Annotated in this window: 18 protein-coding genes and 3 tRNA genes; 19 read left to right on the top strand and 2 right to left on the bottom strand. The window is 47.7% G+C overall.

Features of this window, described 5'->3' with window-relative positions; genetic code table 11:
• Window positions 1-15 precede the first annotated feature (15 nt).
• The 13 genes from D081_RS05085 (at window position 16) to D081_RS12520 (ending at window position 7,770) form a co-directional block, all read left to right on the top strand.
• Window positions 16-660, top strand: coding sequence for an amino acid ABC transporter permease (locus D081_RS05085; RefSeq protein WP_027397363.1), 645 nt, complete (start codon window positions 16-18; stop codon window positions 658-660).
• The gene (locus D081_RS05080; RefSeq protein WP_085023031.1) at window positions 641-1,423 is read left to right on the top strand and encodes an amino acid ABC transporter ATP-binding protein; all 783 of its coding nucleotides are present in this window, start codon (window positions 641-643) and stop codon (window positions 1,421-1,423) included. The genes D081_RS05085 and D081_RS05080 overlap by 20 nt, the downstream gene beginning before the upstream one ends.
• A gap of 124 nt (window positions 1,424-1,547) precedes the next feature.
• A complete protein-coding gene (locus tag D081_RS05075) occupies window positions 1,548-2,765 on the top strand; it encodes an N-acetylmuramoyl-L-alanine amidase (protein ID WP_233127427.1) in 1,218 nt (405 codons plus the stop codon).
• Between the two features lie 49 nt (window positions 2,766-2,814).
• Window positions 2,815-4,026, top strand: a complete 1,212-nt coding sequence (locus D081_RS12525) for a YecA family protein (RefSeq protein WP_143272129.1) — start codon at window positions 2,815-2,817, stop codon at window positions 4,024-4,026.
• 80 nt (window positions 4,027-4,106) lie between these two features.
• A tRNA-Asn gene (locus D081_RS05065) sits at window positions 4,107-4,182 on the top strand.
• A gap of 2 nt (window positions 4,183-4,184) precedes the next feature.
• Window positions 4,185-4,259 (top strand) — tRNA-Glu (locus D081_RS05060).
• A gap of 40 nt (window positions 4,260-4,299) precedes the next feature.
• Window positions 4,300-4,375 (top strand) — tRNA-Val (locus D081_RS05055).
• Between the two features lie 109 nt (window positions 4,376-4,484).
• Window positions 4,485-5,021, top strand: a complete 537-nt coding sequence (locus D081_RS05050) for a transcription repressor NadR (protein ID WP_085023030.1) — start codon at window positions 4,485-4,487, stop codon at window positions 5,019-5,021.
• A 415-nt stretch (window positions 5,022-5,436) separates the two neighbouring features.
• Window positions 5,437-5,691, top strand: a complete 255-nt coding sequence (locus D081_RS05045; protein WP_085023029.1) for an NfeD family protein — start codon at window positions 5,437-5,439, stop codon at window positions 5,689-5,691.
• A gap of 24 nt (window positions 5,692-5,715) precedes the next feature.
• Window positions 5,716-6,726 (top strand): flotillin-like protein FloA, encoded by a 1,011-nt coding sequence (floA, locus tag D081_RS05040; protein WP_085023028.1) that lies wholly within the window; start codon window positions 5,716-5,718, stop codon window positions 6,724-6,726.
• A gap of 15 nt (window positions 6,727-6,741) precedes the next feature.
• A complete protein-coding gene (locus D081_RS05035) occupies window positions 6,742-7,107 on the top strand; it encodes a hypothetical protein (protein ID WP_085023027.1) in 366 nt (121 codons plus the stop codon).
• A 227-nt stretch (window positions 7,108-7,334) separates the two neighbouring features.
• On the top strand, window positions 7,335-7,616 hold the full coding sequence (locus D081_RS05030; protein WP_085023026.1) for a BrnT family toxin: 282 nt from the start codon (window positions 7,335-7,337) through the stop codon (window positions 7,614-7,616).
• Window positions 7,591-7,770 (top strand): hypothetical protein, encoded by a 180-nt coding sequence (locus D081_RS12520; protein WP_143272128.1) that lies wholly within the window; start codon window positions 7,591-7,593, stop codon window positions 7,768-7,770. Before D081_RS05030 ends, D081_RS12520 begins: the two co-directional genes overlap by 26 nt.
• A 63-nt stretch (window positions 7,771-7,833) precedes the next feature.
• Here D081_RS12520 and D081_RS05025 read toward each other — a convergent pair whose 3' ends face one another.
• Window positions 7,834-8,235 carry a GtrA family protein gene (locus D081_RS05025; protein ID WP_085023025.1) on the bottom strand — a complete coding sequence of 134 codons (402 nt, stop codon included), beginning with the start codon at window positions 8,233-8,235 and terminating at the stop codon, window positions 7,834-7,836.
• Window positions 8,236-8,412: 177 nt separating this feature from the next.
• Between D081_RS05025 and D081_RS05020 the strand changes: the two genes are divergently transcribed.
• A complete protein-coding gene (locus tag D081_RS05020) occupies window positions 8,413-9,348 on the top strand; it encodes a glycosyltransferase family 2 protein (protein ID WP_085023024.1) in 936 nt (311 codons plus the stop codon).
• A 368-nt stretch (window positions 9,349-9,716) separates the two neighbouring features.
• Here D081_RS05020 and putP read toward each other — a convergent pair whose 3' ends face one another.
• Window positions 9,717-11,183 (bottom strand): sodium/proline symporter PutP, encoded by a 1,467-nt coding sequence (gene putP, locus D081_RS05015; RefSeq protein ID WP_255375007.1) that lies wholly within the window; start codon window positions 11,181-11,183, stop codon window positions 9,717-9,719.
• Window positions 11,184-11,509: 326 nt separating this feature from the next.
• On the opposite strand from putP, the gene D081_RS05010 reads away from it, so the two are divergent.
• The 5 genes from D081_RS05010 (at window position 11,510) to rpoE (ending at window position 15,584) form a co-directional block, all read left to right on the top strand.
• Window positions 11,510-12,373, top strand: a complete 864-nt coding sequence (locus D081_RS05010) for a response regulator (RefSeq protein ID WP_233127426.1) — start codon at window positions 11,510-11,512, stop codon at window positions 12,371-12,373.
• 3 nt (window positions 12,374-12,376) lie between these two features.
• Window positions 12,377-12,838, top strand: coding sequence for a chemotaxis protein CheX (locus tag D081_RS05005; RefSeq protein ID WP_085023023.1), 462 nt, complete (start codon window positions 12,377-12,379; stop codon window positions 12,836-12,838).
• Between the two features lie 187 nt (window positions 12,839-13,025).
• The gene (locus D081_RS05000) at window positions 13,026-13,457 is read left to right on the top strand and encodes a DUF1934 domain-containing protein (RefSeq protein WP_085023022.1); all 432 of its coding nucleotides are present in this window, start codon (window positions 13,026-13,028) and stop codon (window positions 13,455-13,457) included.
• A 42-nt stretch (window positions 13,458-13,499) separates the two neighbouring features.
• Complete coding sequence (gene argS, locus D081_RS04995) at window positions 13,500-15,161, top strand: arginine--tRNA ligase (protein WP_085023021.1); 1,662 nt, start codon at window positions 13,500-13,502, stop codon at window positions 15,159-15,161.
• Window positions 15,162-15,206: 45 nt separating this feature from the next.
• Window positions 15,207-15,584, top strand: a complete 378-nt coding sequence (rpoE, locus tag D081_RS04990; RefSeq protein WP_085023020.1) for a DNA-directed RNA polymerase subunit delta — start codon at window positions 15,207-15,209, stop codon at window positions 15,582-15,584.
• Window positions 15,585-15,594 lie beyond the last annotated feature (10 nt).

The following is a 15,594-nucleotide window of genomic DNA, read 5'->3' as shown; positions in this document are numbered from 1 at the left end:
GGGATTACTACTTATATGGATAGCTTATTGCATACAGTGGTCCTGATGCTGGAAGGCACCCAGGTCACATTGCAGATATTCTTCATTACACTGATTTTTTCACTGCCATTGGGCCTGCTGGCTGCCTTTGGCCGCTTGTCCAGCCTGAAGCTGGTAAGCCGGTTCATGGAATTTTATATTTGGCTCATGCGTGGTACACCATTGATGCTGCAGCTGTTGTTCGTATATTTTGCCCTGCCGATGGTGGGCATTATGCTGCCTGATCTGGTGGCAGCCCTGCTGGCATTTACATTAAACTATGCAGCCTATTTTGCGGAGATTTTCCGTGCGGGCATCCAGTCCATCAGCCGTGGCCAGTATGAGGCCGCCAAGACTTTGGGCATGACCCACAAGCAGACCATGCGCCGCATTATCATTCCACAGATGATCCGTTACGTTCTGCCGCCGGTGAGCAATGAGACCATTAATCTGGTAAAGGATACCTCCCTCATTTATATTCTGGCCATGAATGACCTTTTGCGGGTGGCCCGTACCATCGTACAGCGGGAATTTGACATGACACCGTTTGTGGTGGCAGCAGTTTTCTACCTTATTATGACAGCCGTACTGACGTGGGGCTTCAAGAAGCTGGAGGCATATTATGGAAAATATGACCAATAATAATGAAGTGATGCTGCGTCTGACGCAGATTCATAAACGATTTGAGGATTTGGAGGTACTGCGGGGTATTGACCTTGATTTGAAAAAGGGCGAAACCAAGGCCATCATCGGTCCATCCGGCTCCGGCAAGAGTACCCTCCTTCGTTGCATTAACCGTCTGGAAATCATTGATTCCGGAAAAATCGAAATCAAGGGCCGTGCTTTGGCCCAGAACAACAGTGAAAATGTTGCCGAATACGTTTCTGAAAAGGAAGCCAGGGATATTCTCTCCTGTACCGGCATGGTGTTTCAGCAGTTCAATCTGTTCCCTCACATGACCGTGATGCAGAATTTGCTGGAGGCCCCGGTTCAGGTTCAGAAGCGCAAGAAGGAGGAGGTAATCCCCGAGGCGGAGGAGCTGCTTCGGAAGGTAGGCCTCTTTGAGAAAAGGGACAATTATCCATCCCGTCTCTCCGGCGGTCAGCAGCAGCGTGTGGCCATTGCCCGGGCTCTCTGCATGAAGCCGGATATTATGCTCTTTGATGAGCCGACCTCTGCCCTTGATCCCGAGCTCACCGGCGAGGTACTGAAAACCATGCGGGAGCTGGCAGCAGAGCACATGACCATGCTGGTGGTTACCCACGAAATGGCCTTTGCCAGAGAGGCAGCCAACCAGGTGGTATTTATGGCTGACGGGGTTATTGTGGAGCAGGGCCCGGCCCAGCAGGTCATTGACCATCCACAGGAGGAGCGTACCCAGGCCTTCCTCAAGAACATGCTTTAATTTTTCATAATTATATGATAGAATTTCTACTTAGAAATTTGTTCTTCTAATTTATATTGGAAGAAAATGAAAATATTATGCTTGTTCTTTGGGCGCAAGGCCCATTTTTGGGGGAATTTTTATTATGTATTTTCTTAAAGCTAAAGGCCTCTATCTGCAAGTTGCCGGATTAATGCTGCTTTTGGCTGGTTTTCTTATGTTTTTCTCCACCTCGGAGGCTCAGGCGGCAACCTTTGCCCAGCGCATGGCCAATATGGCGGAGATCAAGGATGTAAGGGTTAGCTCCGACAAGGACAAGGCCCGTATTGTGCTGGATACCACCAAGGATGTTACCATTAAGACCAGTGTTCTCAGTAATCCACCCCGGGTTGTGGTGGATGTCCAGGGGGCCTGGATTAGTCCCGAGGCCAAAAAGACCGTCAATATTGGCAGCCAGTTTGCCAAGACCGTGCGTCTGGCCCAGTTTGATCCCAATACAGTGCGTATTGTGGTGGAAAGCACCATGAATGCCAATAACCGCAAGTTCTTTTCACTGGCAGGGGGCCCTACAGGCCACAGGCTGGTGCTGGATTTCGGCAATGTAAGCAAGGGCTCCAGCGGTGCAGGCATAGACTTTGGCAAGGGCGGCTCTGATACGGGCAATACCAAGCCTACTGAGCCAACAACGCCGGAACCGCCTACTACCAATGACAACAAGCCGGAGGAAGAGCCGGAGAAGCCGGAAACTGTGGAAAAGCCGGTGGTGGAGCCGGAATTTACACCTGGTATCAGCGGCAAGATAATCACCATTGACGCCGGTCATGGTGGCTGTGATGTGGGTGCCATTGGCCCGACAGGAGTTACGGAAAAGAGCATAACCCTCCGCATAGCTCTGGAGCTTCAGAAGAAGCTGACAGAGGAGGGGGCCAAGGTCATTATGACCCGAAACAAGGATATTGAGGTATCCGCCAAGCGGGAAAGGGCCACCGATGTTGAGGAGCTTCAGGCCCGTTGTGACATAGCCAATAAAAATAATTCAGATATCTTTATTTCTATACACATGGATTCCTTTACCAGCAGCAGCCCAAGCGGTACCACCGGCTATTTCTATGGCAAGGGCACCAAGGCATCAAGACGGCTGGCCCAGTATGTATCCGAGGGGGTAGTATCCTCCTTGTCTACGGGTAATCGTGGCACCAAGAGCTGCAATTTCTATGTTGTAAAGCACACGGATATGCCGGCAATTCTGCTGGAAACTGCCTTTATTTCCAATGAGCGGGAGGAGCGTCTGCTGAATTCCGAGGCGGGCATCAGAAAGGCCGCAGACGGTATCCTTAATGGAATTAAAAAATTCTTTGGCTGATAAAATAATACATTTTGTTTGAATATGAAAATATGTGAGGTTGAGTGATTTGGCTGATAAAAATATGGAAAATATGAATGAGGCTGTGGAGCAGGAATTTACCTTCTCCGATGAGCAGTTCAACAAAGTTATCGCCGAGCAGAAGGCAGAGCGCATGAAGAGCCTGCGCCGTCATAAGCTTCCGGAGAAGCTGACTCTGGAGGAGGCCCTGAATGCCCTTACCAAGACTGAGCTGGAGGATATTCAGTACAATCTGAATCTGCCGGTGGCTTCCAATATTAATCGCGTTAAGAAGGCTGAGATGGTTGAGGCCGTGAAGCCTGAGGTCATCAAGTTTGCCCAGCACTGGTTTGTAAGTGCCTTTGAGGAGCAGAAGGATATCTTTGATTATGCCTGCAAGCACAAGGGCCTGGCAGGGGATTTGCAGATAGATGACGGCCGTCTGGATTATCTCCGCGGTATCGGTATCATGTACTGCGGCCTGTCTGACGGCAAGCTGGTTTGGTATATGCCAAAGGAGATTCAGAAGGAATACGGCAAGATCAACAATGCTGCCTACCAGCAGGCAACTGCCCTGAACACCGAGGTTATCCGTCTGGCCTCCGGTTTGGTGTTCTACTATGGCGTAATGGATTATGACCAGCTTTATGCCAAGGTTTGTTATTACATTGATGATGAGCTGGAGTTTGCTGATTTTATCGGCATTATTCTCAATGGTGGCTGCTGGTTTGACAATATTCAGGCCGGCAAGCATGAGCTGATGTATGCGGAGCTCATGAATGTGGAGGCTCTTCAGGCAGAGCAGATGAAGAACACCGCCCTTGATTATGCTGACTTGCCTTATAACAAGGTTTGGGATGCCGGTCAGGAGTCTTATGTGGAGTCCACCGGTGCCTACAGAGCATTGGCCCAGTTCCTTATGAACAAGTGCAATCTGGACGTGCTTCAGGCTGCTGAGGCAGTTCGTTCCATTAATATCATCATTCAGAACGGCTACGGCATGAAGGAGATCGTGGGCTTCCTGAAGGACCAGAAGCTGGTTCTGCCAAAGATGGAGGAGACCCAGGAGCTTTATGGCCTTATCGGCCGCTACAACAACACCCTGCCTAAATGGGTGCTGAAGGGCCACACCGAGGACGAGCTGGCCAGTATGCCACGCCAGGCTGTTGTACGGGTTGGCAAGAAGATTGGCCGTAACGATCCATGCCCTTGTGGCAGCGGCAAGAAGTACAAGAATTGCTGCCTGGACAAAAATTACTAAAAATTTTTGAAAAAATGCTTGCATTTTATTTTGAAATGCAGTATTATATCACTTGTCGACATCACCGACATTAAAAAGATTCCTCGATAGTTCAGCCGGTAGAACGACGGACTGTTAATCCGTATGTCGCAGGTTCGAGTCCTGCTCGAGGAGCCAATGGCGCGTTGGTCAAGTGGTTAAGACACCGCCCTTTCACGGCGGCTTCACGGGTTCGAATCCCGTACGCGTCACCATTTCAAAAACAGAGGGGATTACCCAATCCCCTTTTCATACGGGCGCTTAGCTCAGCTGGGAGAGCGTCTGCCTTACAAGCAGAATGTCAGCGGTTCGATCCCGTTAGCGCCCACCATTTGAAAATTGAGGCTACTGTAATCAGTAGCCTTTTTTGTTTGCTTTTTTTATTGGATAATTGCTTTTTTTATACGGCTTTAATACAATGAAAGAAGGAGGGGAATATTATGGACACTCAGGAACGTCGGAGCCTGCTGCTGAAGGAATTGAAGCAGGCCAAGGGACCTCTCACGGGAGGTTTTTTATCCAAGAAGTTTAATGTGAGCCGCCAGATTATTGTGGGGGATATAAGCGTTATCCGTGCTGGCGGTGCTACTATATATGCTACCCCAAGGGGCTATGTAATGCCCGAGGACGAGGAAATCCATGGCATTGTGGGGATTATCGCCTGCAAGCATGGTCCGGAGCAGATGCGCCGGGAGCTGGAAATCATCGTGGATAACGGCGGCTATGTGCGGGATGTTATTGTGGAGCACCCTCTTTATGGAGAAATCAGGGCCGATCTGATGCTCCGCAACCGCCATGATGTGGAGGTCTTTGACAAGCGCATGCAGGAATGTGCCGGGAAGCCCCTTTCCATTGTGACCCAGGGGGTCCATCTTCACACCATCGAGGTGCCGGACCAGGAATCCTTGGACCGCATCAAGAACCAGCTGCGGCAGGAAAACATCTGCGCCAATCTTTCAGCTAATAATCAGAAGTAGTTGATATAATGCGAGGTACCGTGGGTAGGCATACATTGGGAACGCTCGCGCTCACTAGTTTACGTAGTGGATACTAAGTTCATTCTGCGCCATTGGCTTGAATTCACTAAGTACCGACGTAAAATACGTCCCCATATATACCCACCCACGTACCTCTTTATGAAATATGATGATATGCAGGGGGGGACTGGGGCTGGTGGATTGAACAATTAGTACCAGTGCGTCAAGAAACTTTTTGTTGCTCTACCGTAATATTAGTGGGAAAAATCATCTGTCTGAGCGATGCAAAACTAGTCGTGTAGGGCAACGCGAGTTATGATTTTTGCCACTATATATAAGCAAGAAAAAGTTTTAGCACTGGGACGTCGTGAAAGACGCCAGCCCCTGTCACCCTAATAGATAAGGAGGGATTAAGATGTCCTTTTGGAGCGATTTGTGGCACAGCTTTGTGCTGAAGGACCAGACCTCAACAGAAAAAGGCTATGTCAGCGCAGTGGAGCAGTCGGAGCTGCTGGGCTGCAAGGGCATCGTGACCCGGGAGCTGCGGCCTGCCGGCACCGTTGTCATCAACGGTGAGCCGGTGGATGTGGTTTCTGAGGGAGACTATATCCCCAAGGGTCAGGAGGTCAAGGTCATTGCTGTTAACGGCAACCATGTGGTTGTAAGATAATAATATATTGAAAGGGTGTATTTAATGAGTAAAGCATTGGATTTTCTGCTGGATTTCAGCGGATTATGGATTTTTCTGGGAATAATATTCCTCTTTGTGTTCCTGCACTTTGTACCTTTGCGGTTGTGGATAGCCGCCAAGGCTGCCAACGTGCCTGTAGGAATTTTCACATTGGTGGGTATGCGGCTTCGTCAGGTTATTCCTTCCCGCATCGTTTACCCGCTGATTAAGGCCAACAAGGCTGGCCTCAGTGTTGAGGTTAACCAGCTGGAGGCTCATTTCCTGGCCGGTGGTAACGTGGATAAGGTAGTAGATGCCCTTATTGCGGCCCACAGAGCCCAGATTCCGCTTCCTTTCGAGCGGTCTGCTGCCATTGATTTGGCCGGCCGTGACGTACTGGAAGCAGTGCAGATGAGCGTTAATCCAAAGGTTATCGAGACCCCGGTGGTTTCCGCTGTGGCCAAGAACGGTATTGAGCTGCGTATCAAGGCCCGTGTAACTGTAAGAGCCAATATTGACCGTCTGGTTGGTGGTGCCGGTGAGCCTACCATTATTGCCCGTGTCGGTGAGGGTATCGTAACCACCGTTGGTTCCTCCGTGAGCCATACCGATGTGCTGGCCAACCCGGACGATATTTCCAAGACAGTGCTGGGCAAGGGCCTGGATGCGGGTACTGCCTTTGAGATTCTCTCCATTGATATTGCCGATGTTGATGTAGGCCGTAACATTGGTGCTGAGCTTCTGACCGATCAGGCCGAGGCTGACAAGCGCATTGCCCAGGCCAAGGCGGAGGAACGCCGTGCCATGGCCGTAGCCAAGGAGCAGGAAATGAAGGCTTATACTCAGGAAATGGAAGCCAAGGTAGTAGAGGCACAGGCAGAGGTACCACACGCCATGGCTGAGGCCCTGAAGAGCGGCAACTTGGGGGTAATGGATTATTACAACCTGAACAATATCAAGGCTGATACGGATATGCGTGACAGCATCAGCCGCAGTGCCGACGACAGCCCGCTGACTCCACCGCCTATTAAGTAAAGCAGGTGAAATGCTATGGAATATATAGCTCCATTACTCGTATTTGTCTTTGTGGTGATTATTGGCAACGTGCTGGACAAGAAAAAGCCGCCGGCTCAGCCCATTCCTAAGGACTGGCAGCCGCCGGACATAAAAATGCCAACGGAGCCCGCTCCGCCACAGCACAGGCCCCATCATCCCTATGAATATGCCCAGGTCCATAATCCTTATCAGGAATATCTGACCCGGCACACGGATGATTATGAGGAAAAGCATGAGGAACCTCCTCAGGACCCTTCCTATACCATAGAGCACAGAAAAAAGCCCATGGGCGGCATGGCCCGGGCCATAATCTGGTCCGAGATTCTGGGCAAACCCAAAGCCCGCCGTAGACACTTTTAAAATAATGCAACCCGATAACAGCTACACATCATTTTGTGTGGCTGTTATTTTTTTATAATTATATAGTTTATGAAATAAAAAGATTGAACAAAATATATTTAGAATATATAATAAAAACATATAAAAATATTAACTAAATTATAATGAATAATGTAGATATTGGTTTAAGAGAAATTGTTTTCTAAGAAATATAATTGGTATGGTATAATAAAGGCAGATGAGGGAGAATGAAATTTGAATGGGATGAAAAGAAAAACAAGGACAACATAAATAAGCATGGTTTTTCTTTTCAATATGCAAAGAAAGTTTTTGATGACTCAGAAAGACTCGAATCGGATTGTTATTTTATTAATGGAGAATATCGATACGATGTGCTGGGAAAGGTCAGAGATATCCTCTTCGTTGTATGTACTGACCGAAAAGGTGATACGATAAGAATTATAAGTGCAAGAAGAGCCACTAAGAAGGAGGAGGCGATTTATTATGGCTATAGTGACTATGACGTCTGAAGAGATTGATGCTTACATGACTCCGGAACGGATGAAAATGGAAGAAGACAGAGCCAAGGATATGCCATTAGTTTTTGATCCTGATTGCCCTCCATTGACAGATGATGATGCAAAGAGATTTCATCGGGTAAAGCCAAGAAAGAGTGCAATTTAAGCCTTCCGCTTGCGACGGATGAGATGACATCAAAAAAGGAACTGCATGATGCAGTTCCTTTTTTTACTTCCGCCCGAAGGCGAAGATCTTTACCATCAGGAATGTAATAGGAATACCCAGTATAGCCGCAATAAGATAGCTTACTATAGGAGGATAATCCAGCCAATTGTAGAAGATAATAACTATAATATTTTGAATAATGTAGTTTGGTATATATGATATGAAGAATTTAATGAAACGGCTGATGGACAGGGTGTCATGAAATACGAAGCGGCTGTTCATCCAGCAGGCGCACAGGTTGGCCAGTATGTAGCCGATATTAAAGGTCAGGTTGGCATCAGTGATGACAAAGGAGCAGAGCCAGGCCATAAAGGTGCAGTTGAAGGTATTGATGCAGCCAATGACCAGAAACAGGAAAAATTCTTTTGTCAAAAAATGATGCTTGGTTTTTTCGATTAATTTCATTGGGGTCCCCTTAAAAACTATTGAGAATTAACTTTTAAAAACGTATAACGAGGTCAAAAATGATAGCACCTCGTTGAAACGCTAATAGGAGTATTTTGCCGGTGGCAAAATTTGAACAAAGGCGTTATAATAATCTAAGTATTTTATAATAGATAACACGAGAGAAAAGAGATAACCATGAAGATTATATCAGTTGTTGTTCCTGTATACAATGAGGAAGATAATATAGAGCATTTTTATCAGTCCATTGTAGATGTTTTTGATAAGCTGGACTACGAGTTTGAGCTGGATTTCGTGGATGACGGCTCCAAGGACCGCAGCCGGGAAATTCTGCGGGAGCTGGAGAAAAAGGATTCCAGGGTTCAGTCTATTTTTCTGGCCAAGAATTCCGGCCATCAGCTGGCCCTGACCTGCGGCCTTGACCATGCAGACGGTGATGCGGTTATTATGATGGATGGAGATATGCAGCATCCGCCTGAGCTGATTCCGACCCTGCTGGCCAAGTGGGAAGAGGGCTATGAGGTGGTGCAGACCATCCGCAAGACCACTGAGGGCGTATCAGCCCTGAAGAAGCTGACCTCTGCCTATTATTACAAGCTGCTGAACATGGTTTCCAGTGTGCATATCCAGGAGGGCGGCTCCGACTTCCGCCTTATGGACCAGGTGGTAGTAAAGGCCTTCCGCCGCTACCGTGAGCATGCCCGCTTTATCCGGGGCATGATCGGCTCCATGGGCTTCAAGCAGACCCAGATAGAATTTGTGGCTCCAAAGCGCTTTGCAGGCGTGTCCAAGTTCTCTCCAAAGAAAATGCTTCACTTGGCCATTGACGGGGTTATGGCCTTTTCCACGTTGCCCCTGCGCATAGGCTTATATATCGGTGTAGGCTGCGGTCTGCTGAGCATACTGCTGATACTCCACGTAATCGTATCCAAATTTGTTTTTGACGATGCAGTAGCCGGCTGGGCTACCATTACCGCCAGTATTCTGTTCTTTGGCGGTGTCCAGCTCACAGTCCTGGGCATCATGGGCGAGTACATCAGCCGCATTTACGAAGAAGTAAAGAACAGACCGCTGTACCTGATCGGCCGCGGTAAACCAAAAGACGAGAAATAAAGGCAGAAACTGATTGTCTTGAGCATTAGGTTTCGGTGCGTGAAGAAACTATTTTTTGATAACTTACACAGCGAGAAAATATCGTTGTCTGAGCGAAGCGAGTTCGATTTTTCTTGCTGCTAATTACAGATCAAAAAATGGTTTTAGCACCGGAACCGAGCGAAAGATAACAGTTTCTGCCTTTTTGCTGCTGTTATTTGCACTAGAAAAGGGATTCCCAGTGCGAGAGGGAATCCCTTTTCTAGTGTGTGTGTATTATATTTAGGAGAGTTACGCTTTCTTCAAAGCTTGAATATAATATAGCACAACTGAAAATGATTTTCAATACCTAAATGAGAAAAATTTTCAATTATTTTCAAATTTATTTTTTAAATATCAGAATGCTGCACGGAATCAAACATTTCAGTGATTTCCCGGCTTGGCTCCTTATCCATTTTGCTGACAATGTAAATGGCCAGCAGGGAGAAGATGAAGCCCGGAATAATCTCATAAAGTCCAAAGAGGGCCAGTTGCTTCCAGATGAGAACCGTAAGGCCGCCTACGATAATACCGGCCAGCACACCATTTCTGGTAGCCCGGCGCCAGAACAGAGACATGATGAGAGCCGGACCAAAGGCAGCACCAAAGCCGGCCCAGGCGTAGGAAACCATATCCAGAATAAAGTTGTTTGGATTCATGGCCAGCCCGATAGCCATGGCAGAGATAACCAGCACCGCGGTGCGGCTTACCCAGATAAGCTCACTTTGGCCGGCTTCCCTCCGGAATACGGAGCGGTAGAAGTCCTGGGAAAAAGCAGAGGCAGCTACCAGCAGCTGGGCAGAGGCAGTACTCATGATAGCCGCCAGTACCGCGGACATAATCAGACCACCCACAAATGGAGTAAAGAGCTGCTCGGTCATTACCAAAAATACAGTTTCCACCTTTGGTCCCGTCAGGGTTTCAGTGAGATACACATTACCCACGATACCCACAGCCACCGCAGCAGCAAGGGAAATGGCCACCCAAACCATGGCAATATGCATGGCATGGCTCAGCTCCTTGGAGGATTTGATGGCCATAAAGCGAATCAATATATGAGGCTGACCAAAGTAGCCAAGGCCCCAGCCCATAAGGGAAATAAATTCAATGAAGGAAATAGTGGAACCATCAGGCCCCAGGAACGGGTTAAAGAAGGTGGGATTCATAATATTTACCGCAGCAGCCGTATTGGAAACACCGCCCAAAGCATATACCGCCACAGCAGGCACCATGATAATGGCAAAGAACATCATGACACCCTGAATAAAGTCAGTCCAGCATACAGCCATGAAGCCGCCGGTGAGGGTGTAGAATACCACCACGAAGGCGCCCAGCAGCACAGCAGTGGAGTATTCCAGCCCAAAGAGGGTGGAGAACAGCTTGCCGCCGCTGACAAAGCCGGAGCTGGTATAAATTACGAAAAAGATAATGATAAAAATAGCCGGTGCTATCCGCAGCACATTGCTGTTATCATTGTAACGGTTCTGGAAAAAGTCAGGCAGGGTCAGGGAATTGTTGGCTATCTCCGTAAATTTCCGCAGCCGTGCCGCAATGAATTTCCAGTTGGCATAAGTACCCAGGGCAAGGCCCACGGCAATCCAGCCGGCATTAAGCCCCGCCAGATAAGCGGCACCCGGCAGTCCCATCAGCATCCAGCCACTCATATCAGAGGCCTCGGCACTAAGGGAGGTTACCCACGCTCCCAGCTTTCTGTTTCCTATTATATAGTCATCCATATTGGTGGTTTTTCTATAATAGTACAGCCCGATAAACATCATCAGCCCCAGATATATCACAAAGGCCGAAATTATTAATATATTATCCAAAAGTTATTCCTCCTATATCAAAATTTAATACTTTCCTATTATACATATAAGACTTCCTTCTTGGCAAATGGGTTTTTGGATTGTCCTAAATTAAAAACAAAAAATAAGAAGGATTTTTTTATTTTATAAAGAATTCTAATAGTTAGTAACCCTTCGATTGTAGGGCGGCTGGGACGTTTTTCCTTGAATTGCTCTACTAATTTTTGTATACTAGAAGAAACAAATATAGTTTTTTCGTACTTTTAGAAGGATTTTTACTTTTTTGGCGAATATTTATAAAGAAGGATAAATTACACGAAAAGCGCAGGTGATTGTTTGTGGAAAAAGTCAAGGTTATGGTGGTTGATGATTCAAGAATTAGCCGTATGATGGTTAGCTCCATGCTGGCCAAGACTAATTTTGAAGTTTGCGCAATGGCTGAGAATTCTGCAGAGGCAGTAGCTCTTTATGCTAAGACTAAACCGGATGTTGTTACCATGGACATGAATTTGCCGGATGCAGATGGTATTGAGTGCACCCGCCGTATTCATGCTATAGATCCAAAGGCGAAGATCGTCATGATCAGTGCCATGAAGGATGCCAAGCTGATTATGCAGGGCCGTATGGCCGGCATCGGCTCCTTCCTCCAGAAGCCTGTCAGCACCAATGAGCTTATTGATACGCTCATGATTATGTGCAATGAGAATGTAGGTGCAGTGGCTGTTTATAGGGAGTCCTATGTGACCACCTTTGCCAAGGTGCTCCAGCAGAGTCTGGTGTCTATTTTTGGTATTCAGAGTGAGATTGAAATTTCCCAGAATGAGGAGTCTGTCCTTCGTGTAAACGGTGTGGCAGCTGTTATCGGTATTGTTGGTGAGCCTAAGGGACGTGTTGCGCTTTATATGGATTCCGATACCATGTACAGCCTCAGCAAGGCTATGCTGGGTCTGGATCCTCAGGATGATTTGTCTGCCGACGAGGCAGAGGCTGCTATTGAGGAGGCTGGTAATATTATTACCGGTCGTGCTGTATCACGGGTTAATGACGTGTTTAAGGACAAGGAGATGCGTATTACGCCTCCGGGGACAGTCATTGGTTCGGATATAGTTCTGTCCAATCCTGAGCTAATTTCTTTTAATGTAAAAGCTAAGACGTCTTATGGCGATGTACATATGAATGTGGGTTTTGCGAGGGGAGTATAACTTATGGATGTAAAACTGGTTAATCCGTTTATAGATGCATTTACGACTGTACTTCCTCAGATGGGCTTTCCAACACCACAGCGTACAGGTATGACCGTAAATGAACAAAATGCTGTAAGTCAAGGCGTTGCTGTAATCGTTGGTTTTACCAAGGAGATAAGAGGAAACGTCGTTTATAATATGAGTGAGGACACCGCCAAATTCATCGCTTCCACTATGATGATGGGTATGCCGGTGGAGAACTTTGACGAAATGGCCCAGAGTGCTATTTCCGAAATGTCCAATATGCTGACGGCCAATGCCGCCACCAATCTGACCGCCCTGGGGCTGGAGGTGGATATTTCCACCCCGTCACTTACCGTGGGCAATGATTTCCAGATAAAGATTAGCAACGAGCAGTATCTGTGTGTTATCATGGATGTCAGCGGCCATCAGGTGGAAATCGATATTGCAGTGCAGCAGTAACAATTACACATGAAAGGGATTGCTTCGGCAGTCCCTTTTTTGCGTGTTGATGAAGGCTGATTATTGCCCTGAAAAAAATTAAAAAATTCTTGGCAAGAATATGTTTTTTGGCTATACTAGATATAGTTTTGTAAAAACGCAGAACCAAATATTTGTTCGATAGAAAATGAGGAATTGAAGGACCATTATGAACAAGGTAAAGGTGGTTACTTCCGGCTTTCAAAAGGACCTTAACGGCAAGCGGGAAAAGGTTTCCCACCTGGCGGAGGGCCAGTATTATTTCCGTAACAAAAAGCATTACATCAAATATGATGACAGCAGCATGGACCAGGAAAACGTCATTGCCACCACCATCAAAACCGATGGTGAGAGCCTGACAATTTTCCGTCGTGGTGCCGTGGATACGGAAATGACCTTTTCCAGCGACAAAAAGACCAGCACCATGTACCGTACACCTTACGGCCCCATGGAGCTGCACATCAACACCAGAACGCTGGAAATACGCATGGATGAAGCCGGTGCCTCAGGCGAAATAGACCTGTTTTACGATTTGACGGTCAACGGTTCGCCGGTGGGTGAGTACGAGCTTCATATAATAATCAGCAATGCTGATAAATAGATATTATGGATAGTAAATTATAAGGTTTGGGAGGCTATAGATTTGGATATTAAGGATACATTGCTGGCTGCCATTGAAGAAGCTGCCAGGACGGCCATTTCCGAGGGTGTGTTCCCGGAGGCAGAGCTGCCAAATATTATTCTCGAGGTTCCGCCAAAGAAGGAAATGGGTGATTTCGCCACCAATTTTGCCATGCAGTCTGCCAAGGCATTCCGCATGAATCCCCGGAAGATTGCCGAGGAGGTTACTGGCCGCATCAAGGGTGATTGGCTGGAGCGGGTGGAAATTGCCGGCCCGGGCTTTATTAATTTCTTTCTGAAGTCCAACGTAATTTATGATGGTCTGAAGGCCATTATGGACCGTGGGGAGACCTTTGGCCAGCTGCCAAAGAAGGACATGAAGCCTGTTCAGGTGGAATATGTCAGCGCCAACCCAACTGGCCCGCTTCATGTAGGCCATGGCCGTGGTGCTGCAGCAGGCAGTGCCCTGGTAAATGTAATGAGAGCAGCTGGTTATCCTGTAACCAGCGAGTACTATATCAATGATGCCGGCAACCAGATCAACAATCTGGCCATGTCCGTTGACCACCGCTATCTGGAGCTGCTGGGCAAGGCCACTGAGGATACCTTCCCGGAAAATGGCTACCACGGTGCGGATATCATCGACACCGCCCAGCGCATTATCAAGAAGGACGGGGACAAGTACCTCAATATGTCCGAGGAAGAGCGTCTGGACATTTTCAAGGAGCTGGCTTTGAAGGAAAAGCTGGCAGCCCTTAAGGAAGATCTGGCGGCCTTCAACTGTGAGTTCGACGTATGGTACAGCGAGCGCACCCTGCATCCTGACAAGGTAAAGGCTGCGGTTGAGGTACTGCAGAAGAACGGCAAGATTTACGAAGAGGAAGGTGCCCTCTGGCTGAAGTCCACCGACTACGGCGACGACAAGGACCGTGTAGTAATCCGTGACAACGGCGTGCCTACATATCTTGCTGCTGATATTGCTTACCACAAGGACAAGTTTGAGCGTGGCTTCGGCAAGCTCATTAATATCTGGGGTGCCGACCACCACGGCTATATCTGCCGTGTAAAGGCAGCCATGAGTGCATTGGGCTTCAATGCTGACAATCTGGATGTATTGCTGCTCCAGATGGTCCGCCTCCTCCGTGGCGGCGAGCTGGTAAAGCTCAGCAAGCGTACCGGCCAGACCGTTACCCTGGCAGAGCTCATTGAGGAAGTAGGCACCGATGCGGCCCGTTACTTCTTCATCATGCGTTCCATGGACAGCCAGCTGGACTTTGACCTTGATCTGGCCAAGTCCAGAAGCAACGAAAACCCAGTTTACTATATCCAGTATGCCCATGCCCGTATCTGCAGCATTTTCCGTCAGGCGGAGGAAACCGGCCTGAAGGTTACTGACAATGTGGACCTCTCCCTGCTGGTGGATGAAACTGAAATAGATATCATCAACAAGCTTCAGGAATATGAGGAAGAAATTGAGCGCGCAGCGGCTGAGTACGCACCACAGCGCATTGCCCGCTACGCCTACGAGCTGGCCGGCAAGTTCCACAGCTTCTACAACCAGTGCCGTATTCTGGGCGTGGATGAGAATCTGGCAGAGGCCAGACTGGCCCTGGTAACCGTTACTGCCCATACCATTCGCCATGCTTTGGGAATTTTGGGCGTTTCTGCACCGGAAAAGATGTAATTAAATTTTGTTTTACGATATAATATAAGTTAAGGAGTTTTTAAAGTGGATTATTTAAAGAGTACTGATGTTGAAGTTGCCGCTTATATTCTTGCAGAGCACAATGCTGATCTTGGCAATGTAGTGGATTCCTCCGCTTACGAGCCAATGTATTTCAAGGACCTCATTCTGGAGGTTATCAAGAGAAAGAAGAAGCCTGTCCAGTCCCTTCCGGAGGCTATTTCTGAGATTTATACCCAGATTAACATGGACAGCCGCTTCACCTATAGAAATGATGGTATGTGGGGCCTGACTGAGTGGTACCCTGTTGAGAAGAAGAAGGCTTCCCGTACAGTTCGCACTATTTCCAAGGAAGCTGCTGCTTCTGAAAAGAAAAAGGCCAACGATACCCACAAGTTCGAGAGCATTCAGGAAAGCATGTAATTTTTTAGTG

The organism is Anaerovibrio sp. JC8 (assembly GCF_002100115.1).
Classification (GTDB): domain Bacteria; phylum Bacillota; class Negativicutes; order Selenomonadales; family Selenomonadaceae; genus Anaerovibrio.
Note: the sequence above shows the minus strand (reverse complement) of the source record. Positions and strands in the feature narration are given on the sequence as shown.

What these genes read in the sequence shown, in the direction of transcription:
- D081_RS05050 (WP_085023030.1), top strand. Translation starts at nt 4,485, where the DNA reads ATGGACACTCAGGAACGTCGGAGCCTGCTGCTGAAGGAATTGAAGCAG.
- D081_RS05080 (WP_085023031.1), top strand. Translation starts at nt 641, where the DNA reads ATGGAAAATATGACCAATAATAATGAAGTGATGCTGCGTCTGACGCAG.
- D081_RS05000 (WP_085023022.1), top strand. Translation starts at nt 13,026, where the DNA reads ATGAACAAGGTAAAGGTGGTTACTTCCGGCTTTCAAAAGGACCTTAAC.
- D081_RS05035 (WP_085023027.1), top strand. Translation starts at nt 6,742, where the DNA reads ATGGAATATATAGCTCCATTACTCGTATTTGTCTTTGTGGTGATTATT.
- D081_RS05045 (WP_085023029.1), top strand. Translation starts at nt 5,437, where the DNA reads ATGTCCTTTTGGAGCGATTTGTGGCACAGCTTTGTGCTGAAGGACCAG.
- floA (WP_085023028.1), top strand. Translation starts at nt 5,716, where the DNA reads ATGAGTAAAGCATTGGATTTTCTGCTGGATTTCAGCGGATTATGGATT.
- D081_RS05025 (WP_085023025.1), bottom strand. Translation starts at nt 8,235, where the DNA reads ATGAAATTAATCGAAAAAACCAAGCATCATTTTTTGACAAAAGAATTT.
- D081_RS05085 (WP_027397363.1), top strand. Translation starts at nt 16, where the DNA reads ATGGATAGCTTATTGCATACAGTGGTCCTGATGCTGGAAGGCACCCAG.
- D081_RS05075 (WP_233127427.1), top strand. Translation starts at nt 1,548, where the DNA reads ATGTATTTTCTTAAAGCTAAAGGCCTCTATCTGCAAGTTGCCGGATTA.
- D081_RS05020 (WP_085023024.1), top strand. Translation starts at nt 8,413, where the DNA reads ATGAAGATTATATCAGTTGTTGTTCCTGTATACAATGAGGAAGATAAT.
- D081_RS05030 (WP_085023026.1), top strand. Translation starts at nt 7,335, where the DNA reads ATGAAATTTGAATGGGATGAAAAGAAAAACAAGGACAACATAAATAAG.
- D081_RS12520 (WP_143272128.1), top strand. Translation starts at nt 7,591, where the DNA reads ATGGCTATAGTGACTATGACGTCTGAAGAGATTGATGCTTACATGACT.
- D081_RS05005 (WP_085023023.1), top strand. Translation starts at nt 12,377, where the DNA reads ATGGATGTAAAACTGGTTAATCCGTTTATAGATGCATTTACGACTGTA.